Below are 23,889 nucleotides of genomic sequence, written 5' to 3' on the forward strand. Positions count from 1 at the left end.
TTCATTATATACTATTGCATTGTACTAAAACAGTTAAAATATAAAAATCGCAATATATTTGAAAATCAAACATATTGCGATTTACGTTAATCTTTGAAGTACGGTACAAATTTTCCGCGAACTTTCTTTTCTTTGAATTTATGATCTTTTTTTGATGAAAATTTTCTGTTCTTATGTTCAAAAGATTTTCCGTTTCTGCGATGACGGAAGTTGCCTTTACCTTTTCCTCTGTTTCTTCTGAACATCGGTTTTTCTTCCGTAATTTTTACCGGTGTTATATCAGGCTGCTTTGTCAAAAGCTTGATTGCGGCCGATACCAACGATACCGAATCGATATTGTTCAAAAGTTCTTCGGCTGTTTCTATGTAATGCTCAAGTCCGCCGGATTGTGCGGTATTTCTCAATGTTTCAATTGCAGTACGTTCATTACCTTTAATTACTTCCGACAAACTCGGAACTGCACGTCTTTTTATTCTTCTTCTGATTACACGTTCGATTTCACGAAGTTGTCCCATTTCACGTGAAATTACAAATGTAGTCGCAAGTCCTGTCTTACCTGCACGTCCTGTACGTCCTACTCTATGTACATAAATTTCAGGGTCTTGAGGCATATCGAAGTTGTATACATGTGTTACTCCGCTTATATCCAATCCTCTTGCGGCGACATCGGTAGCAACGAGGAAATCTATCGTTCCTTCTTTGAATTGTCTTATTACGCTGTCACGTTTTTGCTGTGACAAATCTCCATGCAAACCTTCTGCCGAGTATGCACGTTTTTTGAGTGCTTCGGTTACTTCATCGGCACGACGTTTCGTTCTTACGAAAACGATTGCAAGTTCCGGTGATTGCATATCCAAAAGTCTGCACAAAGCATCGAATTTTTGGCGATCCGGAAGTTCGATATATTCCTGTTCAATCAAATCTATTGTCACCGTTGCAGCTTTAATTTTTACAATTTCCGGTTCATTCAAAAATGAATTTGCAAGTTCACGAATGGGGGCCGGCATTGTAGCGGAGAAAAACAATGTTTGTCTTTCTTTAGGAGTTGCCGCCATGATAGTACGGATATCGTCAATAAATCCCATATCCACCATTTCATCGCCTTCATCAAGTACAGCAATTTGCACATTTGAAAGGTCGATAGTCTTGCGCTTCATATGATCCATAAGACGACCCGGAGTGGCAACAATTATATTCGTCTTCTTTTTCAATGCACGAAATTGACGCTCTATATCCTGACCACCGTAAATCGGAATAGTTTTTATATTCATATATTGTGCCAAATGATTTATTTCTTCGGCAGATTGTATGGCAAGTTCACGAGTGGGTGAAAGCACAATAGCCTGCGGTCCCGGTTTGGAAGTATCTATTCTTTGCAAAATCGGAATACCGAATGCTGCAGTTTTTCCTGTACCGGTCTGTGCTTGACCTATTAAATCCTTACCTTGCATCGCAATCGGAACAGCTTCTTTTTGTATAGGTGAAGGTTCCTCAAATCCCATATCGGCAACAGCCTTCATTATCTCTTCACTAAGTCCCAATTCTTTAAATGTTTCGTACATGTATCCTCCTGTGTTCATGTGTCTGTAAAATTTAATATTTTCGCATTAAATTTATTGATAAAAAAAGGAAACGCATGTACGTTTCCCTTACAATTGCATCTTTCTTTGTATCCTTAACGGATCACGTCAGCTTACTATTTTTGTATTATATCATAAATTATTTACTAATAGCAAAATTTTTTAGCTTAATATAAAAAATTTTTCTATAATAAAATCTTTCAATCTTTCAAAATCCAACCTTCCATTTCTGATATTATCTATAAAGGAGGATTTATGAACGAACTTTTAAAGCTTTTTATTTCATTTGCAAAAGTAGGCGCACTGACATTCGGAGGCGGATATGCGATGCTTCCCATATTGCAAAGAGAAATCGTTGAAAAAAATAAATGGGCAACAGAAGAAGAATTGATGAACTACTTTGCGATAGGTCAATGTACACCCGGAATGATTGCAGTAAATACCGCAACTTTTATAGGTTGCAAGAAAAAAGGAATCATCGGCGGTACATTTGCAACTTTAGGAGTTATCACTCCTTCAATGATAATCATTACATTCGTTGCAATGTTTTTATCTTCAATCAAGAACAATATTTACATACAATATGCTTTTGAAGGTATACGTGCATGTGTAACCGTACTTATACTCGATACGGTAATAAATCTCGTAAGAAAATCCTTAAAAGACAACTTCGGATTACTTATATTTCTTATCGTACTGCTACTGTCGCTCTTTACATCAATCTCTCCGACAATACTGATAATACTTTCAGGTGTAGCAGGATACATCTTAAGAAAATTTAAAACCGAAAGGAATATTAAATGATATATTGGCAAATTTTCATTTCATTTTTCCAGGCCGGACTTTTTGCAGTAGGAGGAGGACTGGCAACGCTGCCTTTCTTCTATGCAATGTCTGCCGAAACAGGTTGGTTCACAACAGCGGATATTGCAAACATGATAGCAATTGCACAATCCGCTCCGGGACCTTTGGGTGTAAATATTTCCACATATGCCGGATACTGCATTACAAATCCGTACGGAGGAATTGTCGCAACACTTTCACTCACTCTTCCCTCTCTTTTATGTATAATATCTATTCACAAAATTTTTATGACAAATAAAAACTCTCAAACACTGAAAGATATTTTTTACGGACTTAATCCTGCATCATGCGCATTAATCGCAGCTGCAGGAATAGGAGTTGCAAAAACTACATGGATTCAACAAAATATTTTTGAAAATCCAAGTATGCTTACAAATATATTCAATATAAAAACCGTACTTATATCCGCAATCGTATGGATTGCATTGCGCAAATTAAAAAAACACCCGATATGGTACATAATACTTTCAGCCATAGCAGGTATTCTTTTAAATATAATCTAAGGTTCAATTTCATAAGGCCACGAATTTATGCCGCCCAAATCATATACCGAAGTATAACCTTTACCGACAAGCGCACGCAAAGCCATTGCACTTCTTCCGCCGCTTTGACAATAAACGATAACAGTTTTATTCTTATCTTTCACCGTCTTTTCAATCTTACCGTCAAGAACTGAAAGCGGAACGGAAACGGAACCGGGAATATGACCGCTTTCATATTCATTCGATTCCCTTACATCTACAAGTACGGCCTCTTCAGATTTAACCATATTACGTGCAGAATCGGCATCTATCCTATACTTCGCATCCTTCAAATTTTTCATATACGCAAACACTCCCGACACCAAACCTATAACAATAAGACCTATAGAAGTCGGAGTCAATTCACCTTTGATTACACCCGACAACCCCATTAAAATCAATATGGCACTTACAGCAATAGATATTTTCATAACACTTTGATACAATATAAAAAAATAAGATCGACTTCTCTCTTGAACACGTACAGACAATTCAAAAGCTTTTTCTATATTATAACAAAATCACCTCGATTCATAAAACTATATCCAATTTTTTAAATTTATAATTAAATTTTAACACAAAGGTGTGAAATGGACAAATACATTTTATTCGATCTTGACGGAACAATATCGGAATCGTCAAAAGGAATTACAAAATCCGTAAAATACTGTCTTGAATCGGTAAATATCTACGAAAACGATTTAAAAAAACTTGAAATGTTCATAGGTCCGCCGCTTAACGTAGCATTTAAAGAAGTATATGGACTGAACTCAAAAGAAATATTGCTTGCACTCTCAAACTTTCGTTACTACTATGAAGAAAAAGGAATGTTCGAATGTAATTTATACAAAGGAATAAACAATCTTCTGAAGGCATGTCACGAAGAAGGAATGCATCTTGCAGTAGCATCGAGCAAACCGGTCGAATACGTGCGTGCAATCATAAACCACTTCAAACTGACTCCCTTTTTCGATTTCATAGGCGGAAGCGACATAAAAGACGAAGTTGAAAACAAGATAACAAAAAACAGCAAAGAAATAGTAATAAGAAACGCACTTGAAAATTTGAAAATAAACACGAAAACGAGTAACATTTCAATAACAATGGTAGGCGACAGAAAATTCGACATAGCGGGCGGTCGTGCAAACAAAATAAAAACCATAGGAGTATCCTACGGTTACGGAACAAAAGAAGAGCTGCAAAAAGCCGGCGCAGATAAAATAGTCTCCACCGTTTGCGAATTACAAAAAGAATTACTGAATACGGACTGAATTACGGATAATTTTTGCATTGTACATATTTAAGCAAAATTCAAATATTATATAAAAATTTTATTTCCGTTGCTAAGCATTATCTAAAAAATAATGCTTTTTTATTTTATTATTTCTATTCTAAATCCTTGCGCTATTGTTGCTTAATATTTACAATATAGAGGATTGGACGAAAAATAAATTAATCTGTTCGGGTACTGCTTTGTATTCTGCACGTTTACATACCGATTTCCCGTAAGGTTTATACAAATCGCAAATTTCTTATGTTTTTATGCGCGATGAACATGGTGAAAGCTTCATAAATTATTGAAGTCTTGTATATAGACGGAATGAATATCAATCAGTATTTGAAAGATACAGATATTGTTTTCGACAACAGTTTTTAAAATAACGTTTCAAAAATGTCCATTTTCATGGATATGTATAACGATTCAAAGGGTTACCGAGTTCGGTATTTCTTCTACTGCGGCTGAAATTGTTCGTGTCGTTTATGTTGATAGGCATAAAATTTCCATGTTCGGTTTATGTCTATAATATGTACGGTGTGAATTATGTATTTCTTTTTCGGCTCGGTAAGAAAGATGTCGAAAGTATCAGTAAGCTTGTTTTTACTTCAGATGAATTTCATGATTTACATAATTCGGTTGACGCTTTGAAAGCGCATTTCCGTAAAATTGTTTCTTCGATTTAAAGGAGGATATTATGTCTATCAAAACAAGAAAGATAGGTATTTTAGGTGCGGGTAATGTCGGTGCACATATGGGTTTGCAGTTGGTTGTTCAAGGTATTGCCGATGAAATTGTTTTTTATGATATTGCAAAGGAAAAAACGGACGGTGAAATCAGAGATATTTTGGACGGTGTAAGTTATTATCCTCACCATGTGGAGGTTTATCAGGGTACTGTCGACGATATGAAAGATGCCGATATTATTATCAATACTGTCGGCGGTTCTATGAAGCTTACAAATGATCGTCTCGTTTTGCTCGAAAATACTATAAAGATTAACAAGCAGCTTGTTCCTCTTATTGAAAAGTCGGGGTTTGACGGTATTATTATGTCCATTACAAATCCTTGTGATGTGGTTGTTCAATATTTGCAATATAAGTTGGATTGGCCGAAGAATAAAATTTTCGGTTCGGGTACCGCTTTGGATTCCGCACGTTTACAGTTGATGCTTTGTCAGCAGCTTAAGATAAATCGTAATTCAATCAATGCTTATCTTTTGGGTGAACATGGAAACAGTGCGATGATTCCTTGGAGTCATGTAAGTGTTGCAGGTAAACCGATTGATGAGTTGCTACGTGAGCAAAGCGACAGGTACAAAATTGAACCTAAGGATGTAATTTTACAGAAGGTAAAAAATCAGGGTTATATTGAAAACAGCAGCAAAGGTTGTACGGAGTACGGTGTAACGGCTTCCACTTCCGAGCTTGTGCGTGCGGTTTTACATAATGAACATAAAATTATTCCGTGTGCCGTTTATCTTGACGGTCAGTACGGTGTGCATGATGTGTATACATCGGTGCCGGCAATAATAGGCAAGGACGGAGTTGAGGGTATCATAGAAATCAACTTGACTGATGATGAAAGAAAAGAGTTCCTCGCTTCTGTAAATGTATTGAAGTCTTATTTCAAAAAAGCTTTGAAAGTGTAAGTTAAAGTATTTACATTTTCGGTAAATTTTAAAGAGCAGAGTACCATTTGATTTATTTTTCGTTTAACGGTATGTTTTCTGCTCTTTTTTTGTGTTTTATTTTATGTTTTTTATTTCTTCACATGTCATTATGCATTCACTTCCGGTAAGTATTACCATGGATGCAAGTCTGAACCATATGAAAAGTACAACCAGTCCTATCAAGGATCCGTATGTTGCTCCCATTTTCGATATTTCAAGTATGTAGTACCCGTATATTCCGGTCAGCAGAAGCAATATACCTGTTACAAACAGTGATGTCACAAGTATTACCGGCCATGTTGCGCATTTTTTTGCCGGTGCAAATCTGTAAAATGCGGCAAGTGAGAATATCATCATTGTGAAAGGTATTGCATATTTCGCTATGTTCCACATTTCCAAAAACATTTCCGGTATGCCGAAGTAGTATGCTATTACGTATATGAGTGCATTTGCAAATACTATCATCCCGAGTGACAGTATAAGGCTGAATGTAATAAGCAGTGTAAAAAGCAGCGATTTTATACTTACCGTTATCCAGTTTTGAATATTTCTGTTTTTAAAAAATATTTTGTCCATCGCCCGTATAATTACATTTATACCTTGTGATGATGTCCATAATGCACCGAAAAGACCGATTGCAAGCCATACGGTGCTTCGTCCTTGTATTATTCTGTATATGTTTTCCGCCATACTCACTTCAAGTTGTTGCGGCAGATAGTGCAAAAATTTTATTATTACTTGAATTTGCGGTGCGGCAAAAAACAGTATTGCATTTGTGAAAAAAACCAGAAACGGTACCAGTCCCAATATAAAGTAGTATGTCGATTCTGCGGCAAATGCAGTAACATCATCTTTTATAAAGCGTTTTACCATATGTTTTATTGCGTATTTGTATTTGTTTAAGGGGCGGGAATTGTTCATATTTTCTCCTTTAAACTTTACTTCTTTTCTTTATTTTACACTAAAAAAATCCGAAACCGAAGTTCCGGATTTTTAATTTTTCCGATTTTATTATTTTTTCTTTGCATTTTTGTAACGAAGTTGACGTGAAATAACTTGTTTTCTCATTCTTACGCTTTTAGGTGTTACTTCTACAAGTTCGTCGTCGGCTATCCATTCCAATGCACCTTCAAGTGTGTATTGACGGCATGGTGGAAGTCTTATCGCTTCATCGGATCCCGATGCACGTGTGTTTGTAAGGTGTTTTTTCTTACAAGGGTTTACGTCCATATCGTTTTCTCTTGAGTTTTCTCCTATTATCATGCCTTCATATACTTCAACACCCGGATCTATGAAGAGTGTTCCTCTTTCAAGTATACTGTTCAATCCGTATGCCGTTGTAGTTCCGGCTTCAAATGCTACGAGCGATCCACGTGTACGTTCAGGAATATCTCCTTTGTACGGTGAGTATCCTTGGAATACGTGGTAGAGTATTCCTGTTCCGCGTGTGGTTGTAAGAAGTTCATTTCTGAATCCCAAAAGTCCACGTGCCGGTATTGAAAATTCCATGCGTATGTATCCTGCGAGTTCTTCCATTGATATCATTTCCGCACGTCTGGGTCCCAAGCCTTCCATTACGGCTCCCATGAATTCTTGCGGTACTTCTATGGTAAGTCTTTCCAACGGTTCACAGCGTTTCCCGTCAATTTCTTTGTAAATTACTTGCGGTTTCGATACTTCAAGTTCGTATCCTTCACGTCTCATAACTTCGATGAGTACCGACAAATGTAATTCTCCTCGGCCGGATACCAAAAACGCATCTGCCGTATCTGTGTCTTCTACTTTCAATGCTACATTCGTTTCAATTTCTTTCATAAGTCTTGCACGAATGTGTCGACTTGTTACATAATCGCCTTCTCTTCCGGCAAACGGACTTTTGTTTACACGAAATACCATTGACAATGTCGGTTCGTCAATTTTTATTGTCGGAAGTGCTTCTACATGTTCGGCATCGGAAACAGTTTCTCCGATTGTTATATTTTTAAATCCTGCTATTGCGATAATATCTCCGATTTTCGCTTCTTCTATAGGAGTACGTTTCATTCCTTGCCAGTTGAATAATTGTCCGACAAAATCGTTTCTTGTTTTTTCTCCGTCCGTTATGGCTACTTTCATGCCTTTCTTTACCGTACCTCTTGTAATACGTCCGATTGCAACTTTTCCCAAGTAATCGTCAGATTCAAGTGTTGTTACCATAATCTGAAGAGGTTCGTCCGGTTCACCTTCCGGAGGAGGACAGCTTTCCATTATTGTTTTAAATAACGGTTCCAAGTCTTTTCCTTCATCTTTCATATTGAGTTTTGCAATACCGTCACGAGCTGAGGCGTATACAAGCGGAAAATCGAGTTGGTCGTCATCTGCATCGAGTTCGACAAACAAGTCAAGAATTTCTCCTTCCACTTCGGATATACGTTCATCCGGTCTGTCTATTTTGTTTATAACTACTATCGGTTTAAGTTTATGTTCAAGTGCTTTACGCAAAACATACTTGGTTTGCGGCATCGGACCTTCGTGTGAATCTACAAGAAGCAGTACTCCGTCTACCATGTTCAATATACGTTCTACTTCGCCGCCGAAGTCTGCGTGGCCGGGTGTGTCTACTATATTTATCTTAACTCCGTTGTGCATTACTGAAGTGTTTTTAGCTAAAATTGTAATTCCACGTTCACGTTCGAGCGGGTTCGAGTCCATTACACGTTCAACAACTTTTTGATTTTCTCTAAAAATATGACTCTGTCTGAGCATCGCATCTACCAGTGTGGTTTTGCCATGATCGACATGAGCGATAATAGCAATATTGCGAATATCTTCTCTGATCATTATAAAAATTCCCCCTGAAACATAAATCTTTAAAAAGCATTACTATTTATTCTAACTCATAGATTGTAAGATGGCAATATATGAAAAAATCGACCTTGAAATTTTTTACACTTCAAGGTCGATTTTTCGTTTAACGTTCGGGTTCGTTCACTTTATAGTACCAGCAGTACATTGCAGGTACGACAAGTAAACCTATAACCGTTGCAACCATAAGTCCGCCGATAAAGGATACCGCCAAAGGTCTCCAGAACGGATTAGGTATAAGAGGTACGAATCCCAATACGTCCGTTACGGATGAAAGCATAATGGGTCTGAAACGAAGTGCTGCGGATTTTACTACCGCATCATATGCACTCATACCTTCCGACAGATGTTGCCGGATTTGGTCAAGCAGTATAATACTGTTTCTTATAATCATTCCGGCAAGCGCTATCATACCGATTATTGAAACGAATCCTATCGGTTGTCTTGTTATCAGAAGTGTCCAAATAGCTCCGATAAGTCCGAGCGGACCGGTTATTGCAGCTATCGCCATAAGCGGTAATTTTTCAAGTTCGAATATCAATACGGTGAGTATCAATATTATCATAATCGGAACAGGTTCGACCAAGTTTTTCAGAGATTTTTCACTCATTTCGAGTCTTCCGCCTTTTTCAAGACTTGCGCCTTCCGGAAGATTTTCTCTGAAATCTTTGAGTGTATCATCATATAATTCTTCCGCTACCGAATCTGCCGTACTTCCTTGAACTTCACAACGCAATGTTATTGTCGGTTTCAAATTTCTTCTGTAAATTGAAGATATTTCGTTTTCGTATGAAATTTCCGCAATTTGTCCCAGCGGCACGAACTTATTATTTCCTATATGTACCGGCATTGATTCAAGTTGTGCCAAACGTTGTGTGTTGCTGCCTTCAAGTTTGAATGAAATAGGTATGTTTTGATTACCTTGGTATGATTCTCCGACTTTCACTCCCGAGAGTTTTACATATAAATCTTGTGCTACGGCATAGTTGTCTATTCCGAGTTTACGTACTTTGTTTTGATCTATATTCAACTTAACCGTCGGTGCTTCTTGCGGCCAATCCATGCTCGGATTTACAACGTGTTTATTTGTTTTCATCAATTCCATGGCACGGTTTGCAAGTGCAATCGTATCCTTTACATTATCTGCACTCAGACGAAGCATTACCGGATATTCCGAAGGAGGTCCGGTCTGTATAAGTCTTATATGTGCTTGAACGTCCGGATATTTTTCCGCAATATTTTTTAATACTTCTTCTTTCAGTGTATCTCTTCCTTTACCGCCGGTTGTAACGATAATCATTTGTCCATGTCCGCTTTCGGCAGGTTTAGGATCGAAGAGGAATATAAAGCGCGGTGCAGTATCTCCTATATAGGTTGAGAATGATGAAACTCTCTTGTCTCCGTACAGAGTGTTTGCAATTTCCGACATTACTTTTTTCGTATCCGTAATTGATGATCCTTGCGGCAAGTTTACGTCCAAAATCAATTCCGGTCTTACCGAGTCGGGGAAAAATTCCTTATTTACAAACGGTATCGCAAGTATTGTAAGTGCAAAAATACCTACCGTTGCAATCATGACGGTTCGTTTGAAACGTATGCAATATGTAATCCATTTATGAAATATTTCATATGTTTTGTCTGCAACTTTTTTTGATATACGAGAGAATGCGTTTTCTTTTTTCTCGGTATTTATTCTTATAAATTTATACCCCAGTACCGGACTTACAAATATTGATGTAAGCCATGAGAGTATCAATGTGGCGGCTATTACAAAGAAAAACGCTCCCACGTATTCCGCTGTCGGTCCTTTTGAAAATCCTACGGGTATAAATCCCGCTGCCGTAATAAGTGTACCGGCGAGCATAGGTTTTGCGCATGATTTATATGCCGCTTGTGCGGCTTCCATTCTGCCTAAACCATTTTCAAGTTTCACTTGAATCATTTCTATTACTATAATTGCATCATCTACCAAAAGCCCCAACGACACAATCAGTGAACCCAAAGATACAATGTGCAAGTCTATGCCTTGCCATTTCATAAAAATAAATGATGCACAGACTACTACCGGTATGCAAAGTGCAAGTACAATTCCGCTCCAAAGTCCCAATGATATGAAGCTTGCTATCATTACTATTACTATCGCTTCAATAAGGGATTCGGTAAATTCTCCTATGGAGTTGACTACAACGGACGGTTGATCCGCTACAAGTCCTATGTCCATTCCGAGCGGTAAATTCGATTTTTCCTGTTCAACGACTTTTTGCAAATTTTTACCGAGTACGGTATTATCTCCGCCCGGAACCATAGATACTGCAACACCTATTGCCGGTTTTCCGTTAAAGTACATAAGCGACTTTTCAGGTTGTGCATATACTTGATGCACACTTGCAATGTCTCCGACTTTGAATGAACGGTCTCCGATTTGTATCGGTATTTGTCTTATGGAATCTTCATTTTCCAAAAGGCCGGATACACGTATTGCAACATTTCTGCTTCCGGTTTGTATCATTCCCGAAGGCATCAAAGAACTTTGTCTTTTAAGCATTTGAAAAACGCTCGCCGGACTTATTCCCATTGATGCCAATTTATTTTGATCCATTTCAATATAAATTGTCTGTTCTTGTACTCCGAGCAATTTAACTTGTTGTACATCTTTTACCGTAGACAATTTACGTCTTAATTCTTCGGCCGCTTTTCTTTTTTCTTCGTATGAGTAATCATCTCCCGTAACAGCATATATGGATCCGTAAACGTCATCAAAACGATCGTTTACAAACGGTCCTATTACTCCGCTCGGAAGATTTTTCATTTCATCGTTTACCAAATTGCGTACATCATGCCAACGTGTCGCTATATCTTTTTGAGGTACAGAATCGGATAATGTAACGTATATAATGGTTTTCCCGTCATGTGTAACGGATTTTACATTATCTATTCCCTTGGTTTCTTGCAATTTGCGTTCCAAAGGATCGGCAACTTTTTCCGCCATTTGTTCAGAAGATGCTCCCGGCCATGCTACCGCAACTACCGATTGTTTCATTGTGAAATCGGGGTCTTCACTTCTTCCCAAATTAAAGTATGACCATATACCTCCCAATACAATGACGATGATGAAGAAATAAATAATGGACTTATGTTTTATAGACCATTCGGCCAAGTTAAACCGCTTCATAATCTTACCTCTTCTCCGTCTGTCAATTGTTTGATTCCGGCGGTTACTATGCGATCGCCCTTCTTTATTCCCGAAATTATTTCAATTCCGTCAGATGTATACTTGCCGACTTCTACAATTACAGGACGAACTTTGTTGTTATCTACTATCCACACTTTATTTTTCCCGTCTTTTCCGTCAATTGCGGTAAGAGGTACGATTATTTTATTCATATCGGTATCACCAAACGATACTTGTGCTGTCATTCCTATGACCACATTTTCCGGTGCATCTGTCAAAGAAATTTTTGCATCATATGTACCGGTAGACGGATTCGGAGTTCCGGCTATTTCCTTTATAACTCCATGAACGACCACATCCGGTAATGCCCAGAATGTGACGGTACAAGGCATACCTACCGAATACTTCGAATATTGTTTTTCAGTCAAAGAAATATTTACTTCTTTTGTGGAGTCGTCAACAATAATTGCAACCGGCATTCCCGGACCTGCAACTTGTCCCACTTCAAATAAAGTATTTCCTATCACTCCGCTTCTGTCTGCGGTAAGAACCGTCAAATTCAAATTGTTTTCGGCTCTTCCTACCATAGCTTGCGCCTGATCGAGTTGTGCCTGTGCCAATTCAAATTGACTCCGTGTCTGATCCATTGCCATGTCGCTTATCGCATCTATATCATGCAATTTCTGAAAACGTGCCAATGTAGTTTTCGCCAAATTATATTGCGCTTTTGCAGCTGCAAGTTTACCTTCTGCTGCATTTGCGGTTTCTTCGGCATCTTTCGAATCTATACGAAACAAAGGCTGCCCTGCGGTAACATGTTGTCCGGACGAAACGTATTTTTCCACAATACGTCCTCCTACCGGAAATGCCAATGCGGATTCATATCCTCCATGAACCGTTCCGGAAAAACTCGTGTCGCTCCCTTTTTGTCCTTCTCCTATAACCATTGTTTTTACCAACGGTTTTTTATCAGTTTGTGATTTTTGTGTACCGCAACCGGATGAAAAAAGCAAAAGTGCAACACACAAAGCACCTATTACGACTTTATTTTTATTCATAATTGCCTCCCTGCTCATCGTCTGAACAGACATTAATTCCACAATCATTCTAACACACTTTAAATTATTTAAAATTTTTATGAAATTTTCATATCAATTAAACATTTTTATTGTTTTGATTAATTCATCTGAAAATGCAAAAAACCGAAGAATTATCTTCGGTAATTTTATCTGCCTTTATTATACTCTATAAACAAGTCCAAGGATAGTAACTTGTATTTAATATTTCATTTATACTTTCATGACTTATCGGTTCAAAATAAACTTTGAGCAATGCAAGTCCTTGAGGAGGCGCCGTAACGCCGAGTTTTTTTCTGTCTTTTGCTTTAAGTATTTCTTTTATGCGTTCCGGTGTCATAATTCCCCGCCCGGCATCTACAAATGCACCTACCATGTTTCTTACCATATGGTATAAAAATCCTTCTCCCGTTACATAAACAAAAATGAGAGAGTTTTTTCTTATTATACGTACTTCATTTATAAATCTTACCGGATCTGCCGGAACCGAATTATTTCCTCGAAAAGATGTAAAATCATGTTTGCCTTCAAGTACTTTTGCGACTTCCTTCATCTTTTGCAAGTCCAATTTTCTGCCGGTATACCACACGTATTTTCTCAAAAAAGGATTTATATCTTTGTCTTCACTTAGTATATAAGCATATGTTTTTCCGTAATTTGTTTTTCTTACCGAAAAATCTTCGTACATTTCTTTACTTTTCAAAACTCTTATATCGCAGGGAAGCAACGAATTCATAGCATTTTTAAAACGTTCCGAAGGTATTGAAGATTCGGTATAAAAAGTACATTCCTGTCCGTAAGCATGTACTCCGGCATCGGTCCTTGCAACAAAATAAATTGTCGTATGTACTCCCGTAAGTTTTTTCAAAACTTTTTCCAATGCTTCTTGAACTGTAAATCCGTTCTCTTGTCTTTGAAATCCTGCGTACTCGGTTCCGTCATATGAAACCGTTATCCAAATATTCCTCATATCACTTTCCGATTATATACTGAAATATCTCATTAGAAATACAATTACCAATGCAACGATTGTAATCGTCATTGCAGTGTAATCTCTTGTACCGTATGACAATTGTGTCATTTTTGTTCTTCCTTCACCACCACGATAGCAACGTGCTTCCATTGCAGTTGCCAAATCATCGGCTCTTCGAAATGATGAAATAAAAAGCGGCACCATTATCGGTATCATGCTTTTTGCACGTTGCAAGAAATTGCCGTTTATAAAGTCTGCACCTCTTGATGCTTGTGCTTTCATAATCCTGTCGGTTTCTTCAAGCAATGTCGGTATAAATCTGAGTGCAATCGTCATCATCATTGCAAGTTCATGTGCCGGTACACCGAAACGTTGCAGCGGCGTAAGTATGGATTCTATACCGTCTGTCAAAATTATGGGACTTGTCGTAAATGTGAGAAGTGACGCGAAAATTATAAGTAAAAGCAATCTCAACGTCATGAAAATACCGTTGGTAAATCCTTCTTTTGTTATATGAAACCATCTATATGCTATTAAATCCGTCCCCGGAGTTGTAAAGAAATGTATAAGCATGGTAAATACAAGGATAAACCACAGCGGTTTTACCGCACGCCAAATCATTACAGGCGGCACTCTTGAAATTGCTACCGTCAAAATCACAAACAGCGTTGAAAATAAATACGAATATATGCTGTTTGATGAAAAAATCGTAATGACGGCAATCATCATGCAAAAAATTTTTGCACGCGGATCCATATGATGCAGTACCGATTCTCCCGGATAGTACTGTCCTAAAGTCATATCAGTCAGCATACATCCTCCTTGAGCGTATTATACATTTCATCTATCGCATTTTGCACGGAAGTAGCATGCTCCGGAACTTTTATGCCTTTTTCCTTCAAGTACATCAATGTCTTTGTAAGCGGCGGCAAATCTACACCGCATTCAATGAGAATATCTTTTTTATTCAAAAAAATATCCATCGGATTTCCGTCCAAAACTATTTTACCTTTGTGCAATACCAAGAGCCTATTTGCAAGACGTGCTATATCGTCCATATTGTGTGAAACTAAAATAACCGAAAATTTGCCTTGATTGAATCCTTTTTTTATACGATCGAAAATTTCTTTTCTTCCTATCGGATCCAAACCCGCAGAAGGCTCATCAAGTATCAAAAATTTCGGACGCATTGCAATTACACCGGCAATGGCGACACGTCTTTGCTGTCCGCCCGACAATCTGAAAGGTGAACGCTCTGCAAATGTATCGTAATCCAAACCTGCAAAACACATCGCTTCACGTACACGTTCGTCAATTTCTTTTTCATTGCATCCCAAATTCCGAGGTGCAAAAGCAATATCCTTTGCCACACTTTCTTCAAAAAGCTGATGTTCGGGATACTGAAAAACCATTCCGACCGAATGACGCTTTTTTATAGCAGCTTGAGATTTATCCGATAAATCTACTCCGTCTATCGTCACTTTTCCTTCCGTAGGATGTATCAAACCGTTCAAATGTTGTATCAAAGTAGATTTTCCGCTTCCGGTATGCCCGATAATACCTACAAATTCACCTTCGTTAAAAGTCAAATTTATATCCGAAAGAGCTTTTTTCTCATACGGAGTACCTTTACCGTATATATAATTTACATTTTCGACACAAATCGACATAACTCTTCTCCCAATTCTTCATCAGACATACAATCCTTTTTTATGGAAAGTCCTTTTTTGTTCAAACCGTAAGAAATAGCGGTAGGAACGGGAACCGCCAGCCCCATACCCGTCAACTCATCAACTTTTGAAAATACTTCACGAGGAGTTCCTTGCAATTCCAATTTACCTTTATTCATTACAAGAACTTTATCGGCAGTAACGGCCTCTTCCATAAAATGAGTAATCAAAACAATGGTAATACCCTCATTTCTATTCAAATCATGAACGGTTTTCATTACTTCTTTTCTTCCTAAAGGATCCAGCATTGCAGTAGGTTCATCAAGAACTATGCAGGAAGGTTTCATCGCCAAAACACCTGCAATCGCCAAACGTTGCTTCTGTCCGCCGGAAAGCATCGAAGGAGCGTGCTTCAAATATTTCAACAAACGAACTTTTTCAAGCGATTCCTTCACACGTCTTTTTATTTCTTCAGGTTCAACACCCAAGTTTTCAGGACCGAATGCAACTTCTTCTTCCACAACTGCCGCTACAAGTTGATTGTCCGGATTTTGAAATACCATACCGACTTTTTGACGAATATTCCAAACATTCGAAAAATCTTTTGTAGACATTCCGTCCACAAAAACCTCACCTTCGGTAGGTAATAAAAGTGCATTCAAATGACGTGCCAAAGTAGATTTACCGCTACCGTTGGTACCTATAATCGCAGTAAAAGACCCCTTTTCTATACTTGCGGAAACACCTTTCAACGCAGTATACGTTTTCCCGTCAAGCGACTCGAATGTATGCTCTATATTTTTAATTTCGAAAAGAATTTCTTCATTTCGATTTTCTTGACCGTTACTCTTCATCTGAACTCTCTTTTGCTAAAAAAACAATATCAATTAACTCTAATTCTATAAAGACTGCATACATTTGTCAAACTGAAAAATGCAACAAAAAATGACAAAAATCCCTGAAACTCAGCATAAACACTGATTAAACTCAGGATATATATTTTTGTCATATTTTTATAAACTATTATAACCAGACTGTTTTTTTATATTATATCCAGCCGAACTTTTTACATGCGTTGTAAATGCCGTCATCATCAACCGAATCCGTCACATATTTTGAAAGATTTTTCAATTTCTGATGAGAATTTCCCATAGCCACACTCATCCACTCCGGTCTGAACATGGCCTCATCATTTTTACCGTCACCGAAAACAACTATTTGATCGTCGTTAACACCGTATCTCTTCATCATTTCAAAAATACCGCGTTCCTTATTAACCGGTTCTATAAGCATAGTATCGTCTTCATACCAAAAATAAGTCAAACCGTGAAAATCTATACTGAAACGGTCACCGGAATTTACACCGAGAAATATTTTATAAATTCTGTCCAAATCGTTAAAATCAAGAGAAGTATCCGTAAAAGTTTTATAATACTCATCCGGAACGACTTTTTTATAAAGCAAACTGTTTGCATGACGTTCACGAACATTATCTATAACAACGGCAGCAGGATATTTTTCGGGATCCAACCCGTTCAAAAACTTATGGCATGTATCAATAGGAAGCCCGTCATGGTAAATCAACTCGCCGTTTACGGTAAGAGCATTACCTCCGTCGGAAATAAAAGACTCCACATCAAGCTCTTTTGCAAGCTCTTTTGCATCGTCTTGAATACGTCCGGTAGCCAAAGCGACAAAATGTCCGTTTTTTCTTAATAAATGCAAAGCCTCCAATGTACTGTCGGAATAATTGTCATGCACCCTTGACCTTAAAGTTCCGTCAATATCGAAAAAGAAAAATTTTTTCACGAAATTCACCTCGATTCAAAACTGATATATATAATATATTACATAATTTTATCCATAAAATAAATAGCAAAATAAAAGTGCATGGAAACCATGCACAATATATTTTAGAGCAATTTCTCAATTGAAGACTCTATTTTTTCAGGTTTTGTAATCGGTTCGAAACGTGCTACCACTTCACCTTCACGATTTACCAAAAATTTTGTGAAGTTCCACTTTATTGAATCACCTAAAATAAAACTCGGGAAATCCGACTTGAGGAAACCAAGCAAATCTTTTCCTTCTTCGCAGTCGTACTGACATTTCATAAAACCGCACTTTGAAGTCAAAAACTTGAACAAAGGCTGAGCATTTTCACCACGAACATCACCCTTTGCAAAAAGCGGGAATGTAACACCATGATTCAAACGGCAAAATGATGCAATCTCCGAATCACTTCCGGGTTCCTGATGCAAAAACTGATTGCTCGGAAAACCTAAAACTACAAATCCCTTATCTTTATACTTCTTGTACAAAGCTTCCAAACCGTCATACTGATAAGTAAAACCGCACTTGCTTGCAGTATTTACAATAAGCATAACCTTACCCTTATAATCGGCTAAAGACTTTTCCTCTCCTGAAATTGTCTTTACTGAAAAATCATAAATACTTTTCATATCAAACACCTCTTAGATTATATTCCAAATTAATCACTGAACGACCTTTTATATCGAGCATTATCATTATAGTTTAAAATCGCACATATATCAAGCAAATTATATTCAATTTTATTAATATAGTGTTATCGAAAACTTATTAAATAACAAGCCGCATTTTCATTTGATATAATGTAATTAATTCTATTAAGGAGCAAACTATGGAAATAAAAATTAACGACGACTTCGATTTGACAAAAATCATAAACAGCGGACAATGTTTTCGAGGAAAAGAAATTGAAGAAAACATTTACAGATTCATCACAAACGATGAAATAATATATATACGAAAAAAGAGTGATGACGCATATGAAATATCTTGTGATGAACGTGCATGGAACAAAGTATGGAAAAATTATTTCGATATGGAAAGAAACTACAAAGAAATAAGAAAACAAATTCTCGAAAACGACACTTTCCTGATTAAATCGGCACGTACAGGAAGAGGAATACGCATACTCAATCAAGATCCGTGGGAAATGCTGATTACATTCATTACATCACAAAGAAAAAGTATACCGGCGATACGAAGTGCAATAGAAAAACTCTGCATACTCGCAGGAAATAAAAAAACTACGGATTACGAAACGATATACACCTTCCCTACAATCGAAACATTGAGCGAACTTGCACTTAAAGACTTGGAAAGCTGCGGACTCGGATATCGTGCTCCTTATATTTACAAAACAACTCAAATTATTCGAAAAGGCGAAATAAATTTAGAAGAACTTTACGCATATAATGACGAAAAACTTATAGAAACATTGAAAATTTTTCCCGGAGTGGGAATAAAAGTTGCAAATTGCGTGGCACTTTTTGCATACGGAAGAACAAATCGTGCGCCGGTAGACGTATGGATAGAAAGAATAATAAAAAACGAATATGAAGGTATAAATCCTTTCAACAATTACAAAACAAATGCCGGAATAATGCAGCAATATATGTTCTACTATATGCAGGTAAACAAGAAATAAAAAAATGTACATTTTACGGAAATCACCGCAAAATGTACATTTTTTATTTTATATTTGTCCCATACTCATAAGTATAAATTGTGCTATTATTGCCGAACAGATATATGTACCGATAAATACTACCGCACTTACAATTACAATTCTCCAACTGCTCTTTACGAAAACATCCAAATCTTTGCAAATCGCAATACCTGCATATGCAAGTATCGGTGTACAAAGTTGCAAAAACCCTACATGTTTTACAGCATTGTTTACAAATTCAGAGCCCGGAAATCCCGGATATGTAATTATACATCCCAAAGTTACTATGTACGCAGCACCGGGAACATTACTGGGAAGGAATTTCCCCAATACCATTCCGACAAAGGCGATAACAATCAAAATCAACATACCGATCCATGAATCGGCCAACGCATTATTTGTACCTACAGTATTTGCCACAAGCGACATAGCACCTGTTATAACCAATACCTGTGCAATTTCTGTCAATTTCATATTATTCGCCTCCTTCTTCCGGTTCGTTTTCAGACTGTTTTACCTCTTTGCCTGTTAAAGCACTTACAATAGATTTTTCCGGATTTTTTCCATATTTCAATCTGTAACATTTTTTATAAAGCCATTCCGAAAGCGGAAGAGCAAGCCAAATACTCATGTATAATCCGTCAAGACCTGAAAGCATATTACTTGCCGCACCGAACGCCGCCAACTGATCCGCCATTTGCGGATACATTGCCGAAAGCGAACCGACAGCGGCAGTCATCATACTTGCCGAACCTACACCTGCCGCCATGGCAAGTGCAAGCGGATGAAACGGTAAACAAGCTGCGGCAATACTTGCCATAAGTCCGAAGAAAATTGTTCCTATAACTGTGCCGCAAATATACACACCCATTACACCGCGGCCTTCCGCAGAATCCAAACCGAAACGCTCACCTATGAGCGCAACATTCGGTTCACGTGCAATAGAATGTGCCGCACCTATAGATTCTCTCTTAAGTCCTAAAAATACTGCGAGAGGAATCCCTACCAATACAGTTCCGATATTTCCGAACTCTTGCAATATCAGTGCAGGGGATGCAGCTAAAATCTTAGGTAATGTCGGACCTACAAGCGTACCGTAACGAGACATCAAAAGCATAAGCGTAATTCCCAAAAGTCCGCTTGCCGTTTTAATTTCTTTATCGGAAGAAATTTTTGTAAAACGAGGTGCCGTAAATACACCCATAATCAAAGCATACATCATAGGTAAAAATACTATCTTACCGACACCTATATTTATAGCCTTTGTTCCTATAATTTCCGAAACTACTACAAGCACCAATACTATTAAGTGCAATTTAAGGTTTTTCATACAAGGTTCCTCCCATAACTACAGAGTTACCGGCTGAAATATGATTCCATTTTCGCCAAGTACTCTTCTTTTGTAAGCAACGGTTTTTCTCTATCTATAATTTCCTTTGCAACCTGTGCATTATCATAAAGCAAATCTATGATATTCATTGCAAACGCTTTACCCGGTAAAATCCCGGCAGCCTCAAAGCTTGTAACTTCAAACTCCTTCGTGTGAAGACCGCCCTTTGCGCCTCCGATAAACGGATGAATTGTCGGCATCAAATGTGAAATATCACCCATATCGGTAGAAGCCGTAAAATGACCGGTTTCCTTTATTTCCGTTGACGGAGATTCAAACCTGATATTATTTACGAAAAGTTCATTCATAGCCTTACTGCAATGAAGCGGAAGCATACCCGGCAATGTTTCGATTATCGTTTCAGCTCCCACAGCATCTCCGCCTGCCTTAAACGCCGCATCTACACGCTTATGTACATTATCTATGGCATCCATAGTCTTACCGCGTACATAAAGTTCCAAACGTACATCGGCCGGAACGCAATTTACAAGATCTCCGCCCTTGGTAATAATCGGATGAACACGAACCATATCATCTTCCTTGAAAGTTTCACGAAGAGCATTAACACCCATAATACCCAAACAAGCGGCATTCAACGCATTTACACCCTCATGAGGTGCATTTGCGGCATGTGCGGCCTTACCCTTGTATCTCACAAGCTTACCCACAAAACCGTTACTTGAAGTTCCGATGTATACGGAATTTTCAGGTGCATCCCCTTGAGAATGCATCATCATTGACATATCGATATCATCAAAATGTCCCCTATATACAAGTTCACTCTTTCCGCCGAGGAAATGAAGTTTACCTTCATCAATCATGCGTTTACGAAAATCTATTTCAACGTATTCTTCCGCCGGTACGGCAAAAAATACGGCATTTCCTGCAAGTTCTTTCATAACTCCGGATTTTACAATACCGGCACAGGCAGCCATCATTGAAGCCATCTGTAAGAAATGTCCGCACGTATGAGCAGCCCCCGTCATCGGATCGCAACGAGGATCATCAGGCGTACCTACAGCATCCAACTCGGATATAACCGCAACCGTAGGACCGTCTTTCTTTCCGCAAACCTTAGACTTTACACCTGTCAAAGCAAGACCCGTCTCAACTTCCAAACCTAAATTTTTCATAAATTCGGCTATCTTTGCAGACGTCTTTTTTTCCTTAAACCCTAACTCAGGTTCCAACTGAATATTGATAGCCAAATCTTTAATCTGTTCGGCATAATCATCAATCGTCTTACAAACAAGTCGTTTCATTTCTTCCTTTGTCATTTCTTACTCCTCCTATTAGAATTTTAACTCATTTTAACATAAGTTAAACAGATATATCAACAGATAATTATCATTATAGTCCTTAAAATTAACATTTTACCGTTTAAATTAAAGTGTTATAAAAATATTTGAATATAAAACATACAAAAAAACCGTTCATTCCAAATTATTTTGAAATAAACGGTTTTCATATTATTCTTCTATTTCTTTATCTTTAGGGAAAATCAAATTCAATATAATAGCTACTATAAACACTATCGCAACACAATTTTCCGCAAAAACACTCTTTATCAAATCAGGGAAAATACGGAAAATTTGCGGCGACTGTGTAAATCCCAAACCGATTGACAATGAAAGTGCGACTATACTCATATTTCTCTGCGAATATCCGCACTTACTTATCATTCTGACACCGCTGACCACAATTGAACCGAACATCATAAGTGTGCAACCGCCCAAAACCGCATCCGGAAGTGAAGCAAGAATTACACCCAATGACGGGAACAATCCCGCAAGAATCATAATAACTGCACCCGATGCAATTGCCTTTCTGTTGACAACACCCGTCATTGCTATAAGTCCTACATTCTGACTGAATGAAGTAATCGGCATACATCCGAAAATTGATGACAAACTGCTTATATAACCGTCAACAGTTATTGCTCCGGTTATTTCCTTATCCCCCGCATCCTTTGAAAATCCCATTGTTGCAAGTGCAGACGTATCTCCCAATGTTTCAGTCGCAGAAACAAGGAATATAAGTGCTACCGAAAGTATCGCATCCCAATGAAATTCCATAGGATAAGGCATAAATGACGGCACCGAGAAAAGAGAAACCGTTGTCAAACGACCGAGATTCACCATACCGAAGAAATATGCCGTTATATATCCTACAACAAGACCGAACAATACCGAAAGCTGCTTATAAAATGATTTCGCAAAAATATTAAACGCCAAGCAAGATACCAAAGTTACAGTTCCCACAATAAGATAATTTGCATCACCGAAATTCGGATTTCCGAATCCCCCGCCGAAAGAATTTGCACCTATCGGAAGCAATGAAAATCCGATTGCGGTAACTACACTTGCAGATACAATCGGAGGTACAAGCTTTCTCCACCATTTTGCACCCAAACCGAGCGTTCCTTCCAAAATTCCGCCTACCAGCGCCGCACCGAGAACCGCTCCATATCCGTACTTAGTCCCTATAACACAAAATACGGAAACGAAAGTAAAACTTATCCCCATAATAATCGGAAGACCGCTACCTATTTTCCAAAACGGAAACATTTGAAGAAGCGACCCGACTCCGGCGATAATCATCGCAGCCTGAACAAGCGCTCCCGCCTCATGTGCCGGCATTTTTACAACTCCGGTTACTATAAGTATAGGAGCAATATTTGCAACAAACATTGCAAGCACATGCTGCAAACCGAACGGAACCGCCTTTTTTAAAGATATTTTTCCGTAAAATTCATAAATTGCATCTTTCGTATTCATAGTTCCTCCCCTACATGAATACTGCACTTTTCAGTGCAAAACATTTAATAATCAAAAACTCTTTTATCGAAATAAAAAAGAATTTCCGACTTACAGATTTGTTTTAAGAATTTAAGCCGATGTACCGAAAAATACACCGAATGCACATACCTCACGCAAATTCAATAAAATCAAATCTCGAATAAACAGCCTACATACCGTTCCTACTTAGGAAGATTCTATGTTTTGCTTTATTCAATTGTAATTGTCCCAAACGGAACATCCTAACTACAGTATACCAATACAAAAAAAATACGCAAGAAAAAATAATATTTTTTTACAAACATTATCAAAAAGAAAATAAAACAACTATAAACCTATAATGATAAAAATTTTAATCTTAAATATAAACAAAAACCCGCTCTCCGCCGCTCCTTCAAAAGGCGTTCGCTACTTGCTTCTACATGCCACTCACTCTCTTTGTGCGTCGCTTCGCTCCTTCAAATCGGTTTGCACGCTATCCCGGGTTTCCCGCTCGGATAGAAAGCCTTTTACATAAATAAAAAAAGCACTATGTTCATCACATGTGCTTTTTCTAA

Annotated in this window: 21 protein-coding genes; 5 read left to right on the top strand and 16 right to left on the bottom strand. The window is 37.9% G+C overall.

Annotated features, from left to right (window positions below; translation table 11 throughout):
* Window positions 1-86 precede the first annotated feature (86 nt).
* Window positions 87-1,562: a degradosome RNA helicase CshA gene (gene cshA / locus HMPREF9083_RS02225; RefSeq protein ID WP_035062592.1), complete on the bottom strand. Its 1,476-nt coding sequence runs from the start codon at window positions 1,560-1,562 to the stop codon at window positions 87-89.
* A gap of 273 nt (window positions 1,563-1,835) precedes the next feature.
* On the opposite strand from cshA, the gene HMPREF9083_RS02230 reads away from it, so the two are divergent.
* Window positions 1,836-2,384 (top strand): chromate transporter, encoded by a 549-nt coding sequence (locus tag HMPREF9083_RS02230; protein ID WP_007555750.1) that lies wholly within the window; start codon window positions 1,836-1,838, stop codon window positions 2,382-2,384.
* Window positions 2,381-2,947: a chromate transporter gene (locus HMPREF9083_RS02235; RefSeq protein WP_007555011.1), complete on the top strand. Its 567-nt coding sequence runs from the start codon at window positions 2,381-2,383 to the stop codon at window positions 2,945-2,947. Before HMPREF9083_RS02230 ends, HMPREF9083_RS02235 begins: the two co-directional genes overlap by 4 nt.
* Here the strand turns inward: HMPREF9083_RS02235 and HMPREF9083_RS02240 are convergent.
* Window positions 2,944-3,396, bottom strand: coding sequence for a rhodanese-like domain-containing protein (locus HMPREF9083_RS02240; protein WP_007554964.1), 453 nt, complete (start codon window positions 3,394-3,396; stop codon window positions 2,944-2,946). The two genes, HMPREF9083_RS02235 and HMPREF9083_RS02240, sit on opposite strands and share 4 nt — an antisense overlap.
* Window positions 3,397-3,555: 159 nt before the next feature.
* Between HMPREF9083_RS02240 and HMPREF9083_RS02245 the strand changes: the two genes are divergently transcribed.
* Window positions 3,556-4,236, top strand: a complete 681-nt coding sequence (locus tag HMPREF9083_RS02245; RefSeq protein ID WP_007555752.1) for an HAD hydrolase-like protein — start codon at window positions 3,556-3,558, stop codon at window positions 4,234-4,236.
* Window positions 4,237-4,938: 702 nt separating this feature from the next.
* On the top strand, window positions 4,939-5,892 hold the full coding sequence (locus HMPREF9083_RS02250) for an L-lactate dehydrogenase (protein WP_007555754.1): 954 nt from the start codon (window positions 4,939-4,941) through the stop codon (window positions 5,890-5,892).
* Window positions 5,893-5,988: 96 nt separating this feature from the next.
* Here HMPREF9083_RS02250 and HMPREF9083_RS02255 read toward each other — a convergent pair whose 3' ends face one another.
* The 10 genes from HMPREF9083_RS02255 to HMPREF9083_RS02300 form a co-directional block, all read right to left on the bottom strand.
* On the bottom strand, window positions 5,989-6,834 hold the full coding sequence (locus tag HMPREF9083_RS02255) for a YihY/virulence factor BrkB family protein (RefSeq protein WP_035062594.1): 846 nt from the start codon (window positions 6,832-6,834) through the stop codon (window positions 5,989-5,991).
* 90 nt (window positions 6,835-6,924) lie between these two features.
* A complete protein-coding gene (gene typA, locus HMPREF9083_RS02260; protein WP_007555758.1) occupies window positions 6,925-8,733 on the bottom strand; it encodes a translational GTPase TypA in 1,809 nt (602 codons plus the stop codon).
* 130 nt (window positions 8,734-8,863) lie between these two features.
* Complete coding sequence (locus tag HMPREF9083_RS02265; RefSeq protein ID WP_007555759.1) at window positions 8,864-11,929, bottom strand: efflux RND transporter permease subunit; 3,066 nt, start codon at window positions 11,927-11,929, stop codon at window positions 8,864-8,866.
* On the bottom strand, window positions 11,926-12,987 hold the full coding sequence (locus HMPREF9083_RS02270; RefSeq protein WP_035062596.1) for an efflux RND transporter periplasmic adaptor subunit: 1,062 nt from the start codon (window positions 12,985-12,987) through the stop codon (window positions 11,926-11,928). Before HMPREF9083_RS02270 ends, HMPREF9083_RS02265 begins: the two co-directional genes overlap by 4 nt.
* Window positions 12,988-13,174: 187 nt before the next feature.
* Window positions 13,175-13,975 carry a tRNA pseudouridine(38-40) synthase TruA gene (gene truA, locus HMPREF9083_RS02275; RefSeq protein ID WP_007554991.1) on the bottom strand — a complete coding sequence of 267 codons (801 nt, stop codon included), beginning with the start codon at window positions 13,973-13,975 and terminating at the stop codon, window positions 13,175-13,177.
* A gap of 12 nt (window positions 13,976-13,987) precedes the next feature.
* On the bottom strand, window positions 13,988-14,791 hold the full coding sequence (locus HMPREF9083_RS02280; RefSeq protein ID WP_007555761.1) for an energy-coupling factor transporter transmembrane component T family protein: 804 nt from the start codon (window positions 14,789-14,791) through the stop codon (window positions 13,988-13,990).
* On the bottom strand, window positions 14,785-15,648 hold the full coding sequence (locus HMPREF9083_RS02285; RefSeq protein ID WP_007555763.1) for an energy-coupling factor transporter ATPase: 864 nt from the start codon (window positions 15,646-15,648) through the stop codon (window positions 14,785-14,787). Before HMPREF9083_RS02285 ends, HMPREF9083_RS02280 begins: the two co-directional genes overlap by 7 nt.
* Window positions 15,624-16,502, bottom strand: coding sequence for an energy-coupling factor transporter ATPase (locus HMPREF9083_RS02290; protein ID WP_007555764.1), 879 nt, complete (start codon window positions 16,500-16,502; stop codon window positions 15,624-15,626). The genes HMPREF9083_RS02285 and HMPREF9083_RS02290 overlap by 25 nt, the downstream gene beginning before the upstream one ends.
* A gap of 193 nt (window positions 16,503-16,695) precedes the next feature.
* Window positions 16,696-17,457 carry an HAD-IIB family hydrolase gene (locus tag HMPREF9083_RS02295; protein ID WP_035062598.1) on the bottom strand — a complete coding sequence of 254 codons (762 nt, stop codon included), beginning with the start codon at window positions 17,455-17,457 and terminating at the stop codon, window positions 16,696-16,698.
* 104 nt (window positions 17,458-17,561) lie between these two features.
* On the bottom strand, window positions 17,562-18,110 hold the full coding sequence (locus tag HMPREF9083_RS02300) for a glutathione peroxidase (RefSeq protein ID WP_007555767.1): 549 nt from the start codon (window positions 18,108-18,110) through the stop codon (window positions 17,562-17,564).
* A gap of 200 nt (window positions 18,111-18,310) precedes the next feature.
* Here HMPREF9083_RS02300 and HMPREF9083_RS02305 point away from each other — a divergent pair, with 200 nt between their 5' ends.
* Window positions 18,311-19,123, top strand: a complete 813-nt coding sequence (locus HMPREF9083_RS02305) for a DNA-3-methyladenine glycosylase family protein (RefSeq protein ID WP_007555768.1) — start codon at window positions 18,311-18,313, stop codon at window positions 19,121-19,123.
* Between the two features lie 48 nt (window positions 19,124-19,171).
* On the opposite strand, the gene HMPREF9083_RS02310 is transcribed toward HMPREF9083_RS02305, so the two are convergent.
* From HMPREF9083_RS02310 to HMPREF9083_RS02325, 4 genes are all read right to left on the bottom strand, one after another.
* The gene (locus tag HMPREF9083_RS02310; RefSeq protein WP_007555769.1) at window positions 19,172-19,618 is read right to left on the bottom strand and encodes a hypothetical protein; all 447 of its coding nucleotides are present in this window, start codon (window positions 19,616-19,618) and stop codon (window positions 19,172-19,174) included.
* Window position 19,619: 1 nt separating this feature from the next.
* Window positions 19,620-20,474, bottom strand: a complete 855-nt coding sequence (locus HMPREF9083_RS02315; protein ID WP_007555770.1) for a DUF3100 domain-containing protein — start codon at window positions 20,472-20,474, stop codon at window positions 19,620-19,622.
* Between the two features lie 26 nt (window positions 20,475-20,500).
* Window positions 20,501-21,811 (bottom strand): amidohydrolase, encoded by a 1,311-nt coding sequence (locus HMPREF9083_RS02320; protein WP_007555772.1) that lies wholly within the window; start codon window positions 21,809-21,811, stop codon window positions 20,501-20,503.
* A gap of 192 nt (window positions 21,812-22,003) precedes the next feature.
* Window positions 22,004-23,311 (bottom strand): uracil-xanthine permease family protein, encoded by a 1,308-nt coding sequence (locus HMPREF9083_RS02325; protein ID WP_007555774.1) that lies wholly within the window; start codon window positions 23,309-23,311, stop codon window positions 22,004-22,006.
* Window positions 23,312-23,889 lie beyond the last annotated feature (578 nt).

Origin of the sequence: Dialister micraerophilus DSM 19965, assembly GCF_000194985.1 — a bacterium.
Taxonomy (GTDB): domain Bacteria; phylum Bacillota; class Negativicutes; order Veillonellales; family Dialisteraceae; genus Dialister; species Dialister micraerophilus.

Coding starts and splice junctions, on each gene's coding strand:
- HMPREF9083_RS02235 (WP_007555011.1), top strand. CDS start 2,381: ATGATATATTGGCAAATTTTCATTTCATTTTTCCAGGCCGGACTTTTT.
- HMPREF9083_RS02265 (WP_007555759.1), bottom strand. CDS start 11,929: ATGAAGCGGTTTAACTTGGCCGAATGGTCTATAAAACATAAGTCCATT.
- HMPREF9083_RS02300 (WP_007555767.1), bottom strand. CDS start 18,110: ATGAAAAGTATTTATGATTTTTCAGTAAAGACAATTTCAGGAGAGGAA.
- HMPREF9083_RS02255 (WP_035062594.1), bottom strand. CDS start 6,834: ATGAACAATTCCCGCCCCTTAAACAAATACAAATACGCAATAAAACAT.
- HMPREF9083_RS02310 (WP_007555769.1), bottom strand. CDS start 19,618: ATGAAATTGACAGAAATTGCACAGGTATTGGTTATAACAGGTGCTATG.
- HMPREF9083_RS02280 (WP_007555761.1), bottom strand. CDS start 14,791: ATGCTGACTGATATGACTTTAGGACAGTACTATCCGGGAGAATCGGTA.
- HMPREF9083_RS02285 (WP_007555763.1), bottom strand. CDS start 15,648: ATGTCGATTTGTGTCGAAAATGTAAATTATATATACGGTAAAGGTACT.
- HMPREF9083_RS02230 (WP_007555750.1), top strand. CDS start 1,836: ATGAACGAACTTTTAAAGCTTTTTATTTCATTTGCAAAAGTAGGCGCA.
- HMPREF9083_RS02240 (WP_007554964.1), bottom strand. CDS start 3,396: ATGAAAATATCTATTGCTGTAAGTGCCATATTGATTTTAATGGGGTTG.
- HMPREF9083_RS02325 (WP_007555774.1), bottom strand. CDS start 23,311: ATGAATACGAAAGATGCAATTTATGAATTTTACGGAAAAATATCTTTA.
- HMPREF9083_RS02250 (WP_007555754.1), top strand. CDS start 4,939: ATGTCTATCAAAACAAGAAAGATAGGTATTTTAGGTGCGGGTAATGTC.
- truA (WP_007554991.1), bottom strand. CDS start 13,975: ATGAGGAATATTTGGATAACGGTTTCATATGACGGAACCGAGTACGCA.
- cshA (WP_035062592.1), bottom strand. CDS start 1,562: ATGTACGAAACATTTAAAGAATTGGGACTTAGTGAAGAGATAATGAAG.
- HMPREF9083_RS02290 (WP_007555764.1), bottom strand. CDS start 16,502: ATGAAGAGTAACGGTCAAGAAAATCGAAATGAAGAAATTCTTTTCGAA.
- HMPREF9083_RS02320 (WP_007555772.1), bottom strand. CDS start 21,811: ATGACAAAGGAAGAAATGAAACGACTTGTTTGTAAGACGATTGATGAT.
- HMPREF9083_RS02270 (WP_035062596.1), bottom strand. CDS start 12,987: ATGAATAAAAATAAAGTCGTAATAGGTGCTTTGTGTGTTGCACTTTTG.
- HMPREF9083_RS02315 (WP_007555770.1), bottom strand. CDS start 20,474: ATGAAAAACCTTAAATTGCACTTAATAGTATTGGTGCTTGTAGTAGTT.
- typA (WP_007555758.1), bottom strand. CDS start 8,733: ATGATCAGAGAAGATATTCGCAATATTGCTATTATCGCTCATGTCGAT.
- HMPREF9083_RS02305 (WP_007555768.1), top strand. CDS start 18,311: ATGGAAATAAAAATTAACGACGACTTCGATTTGACAAAAATCATAAAC.
- HMPREF9083_RS02245 (WP_007555752.1), top strand. CDS start 3,556: ATGGACAAATACATTTTATTCGATCTTGACGGAACAATATCGGAATCG.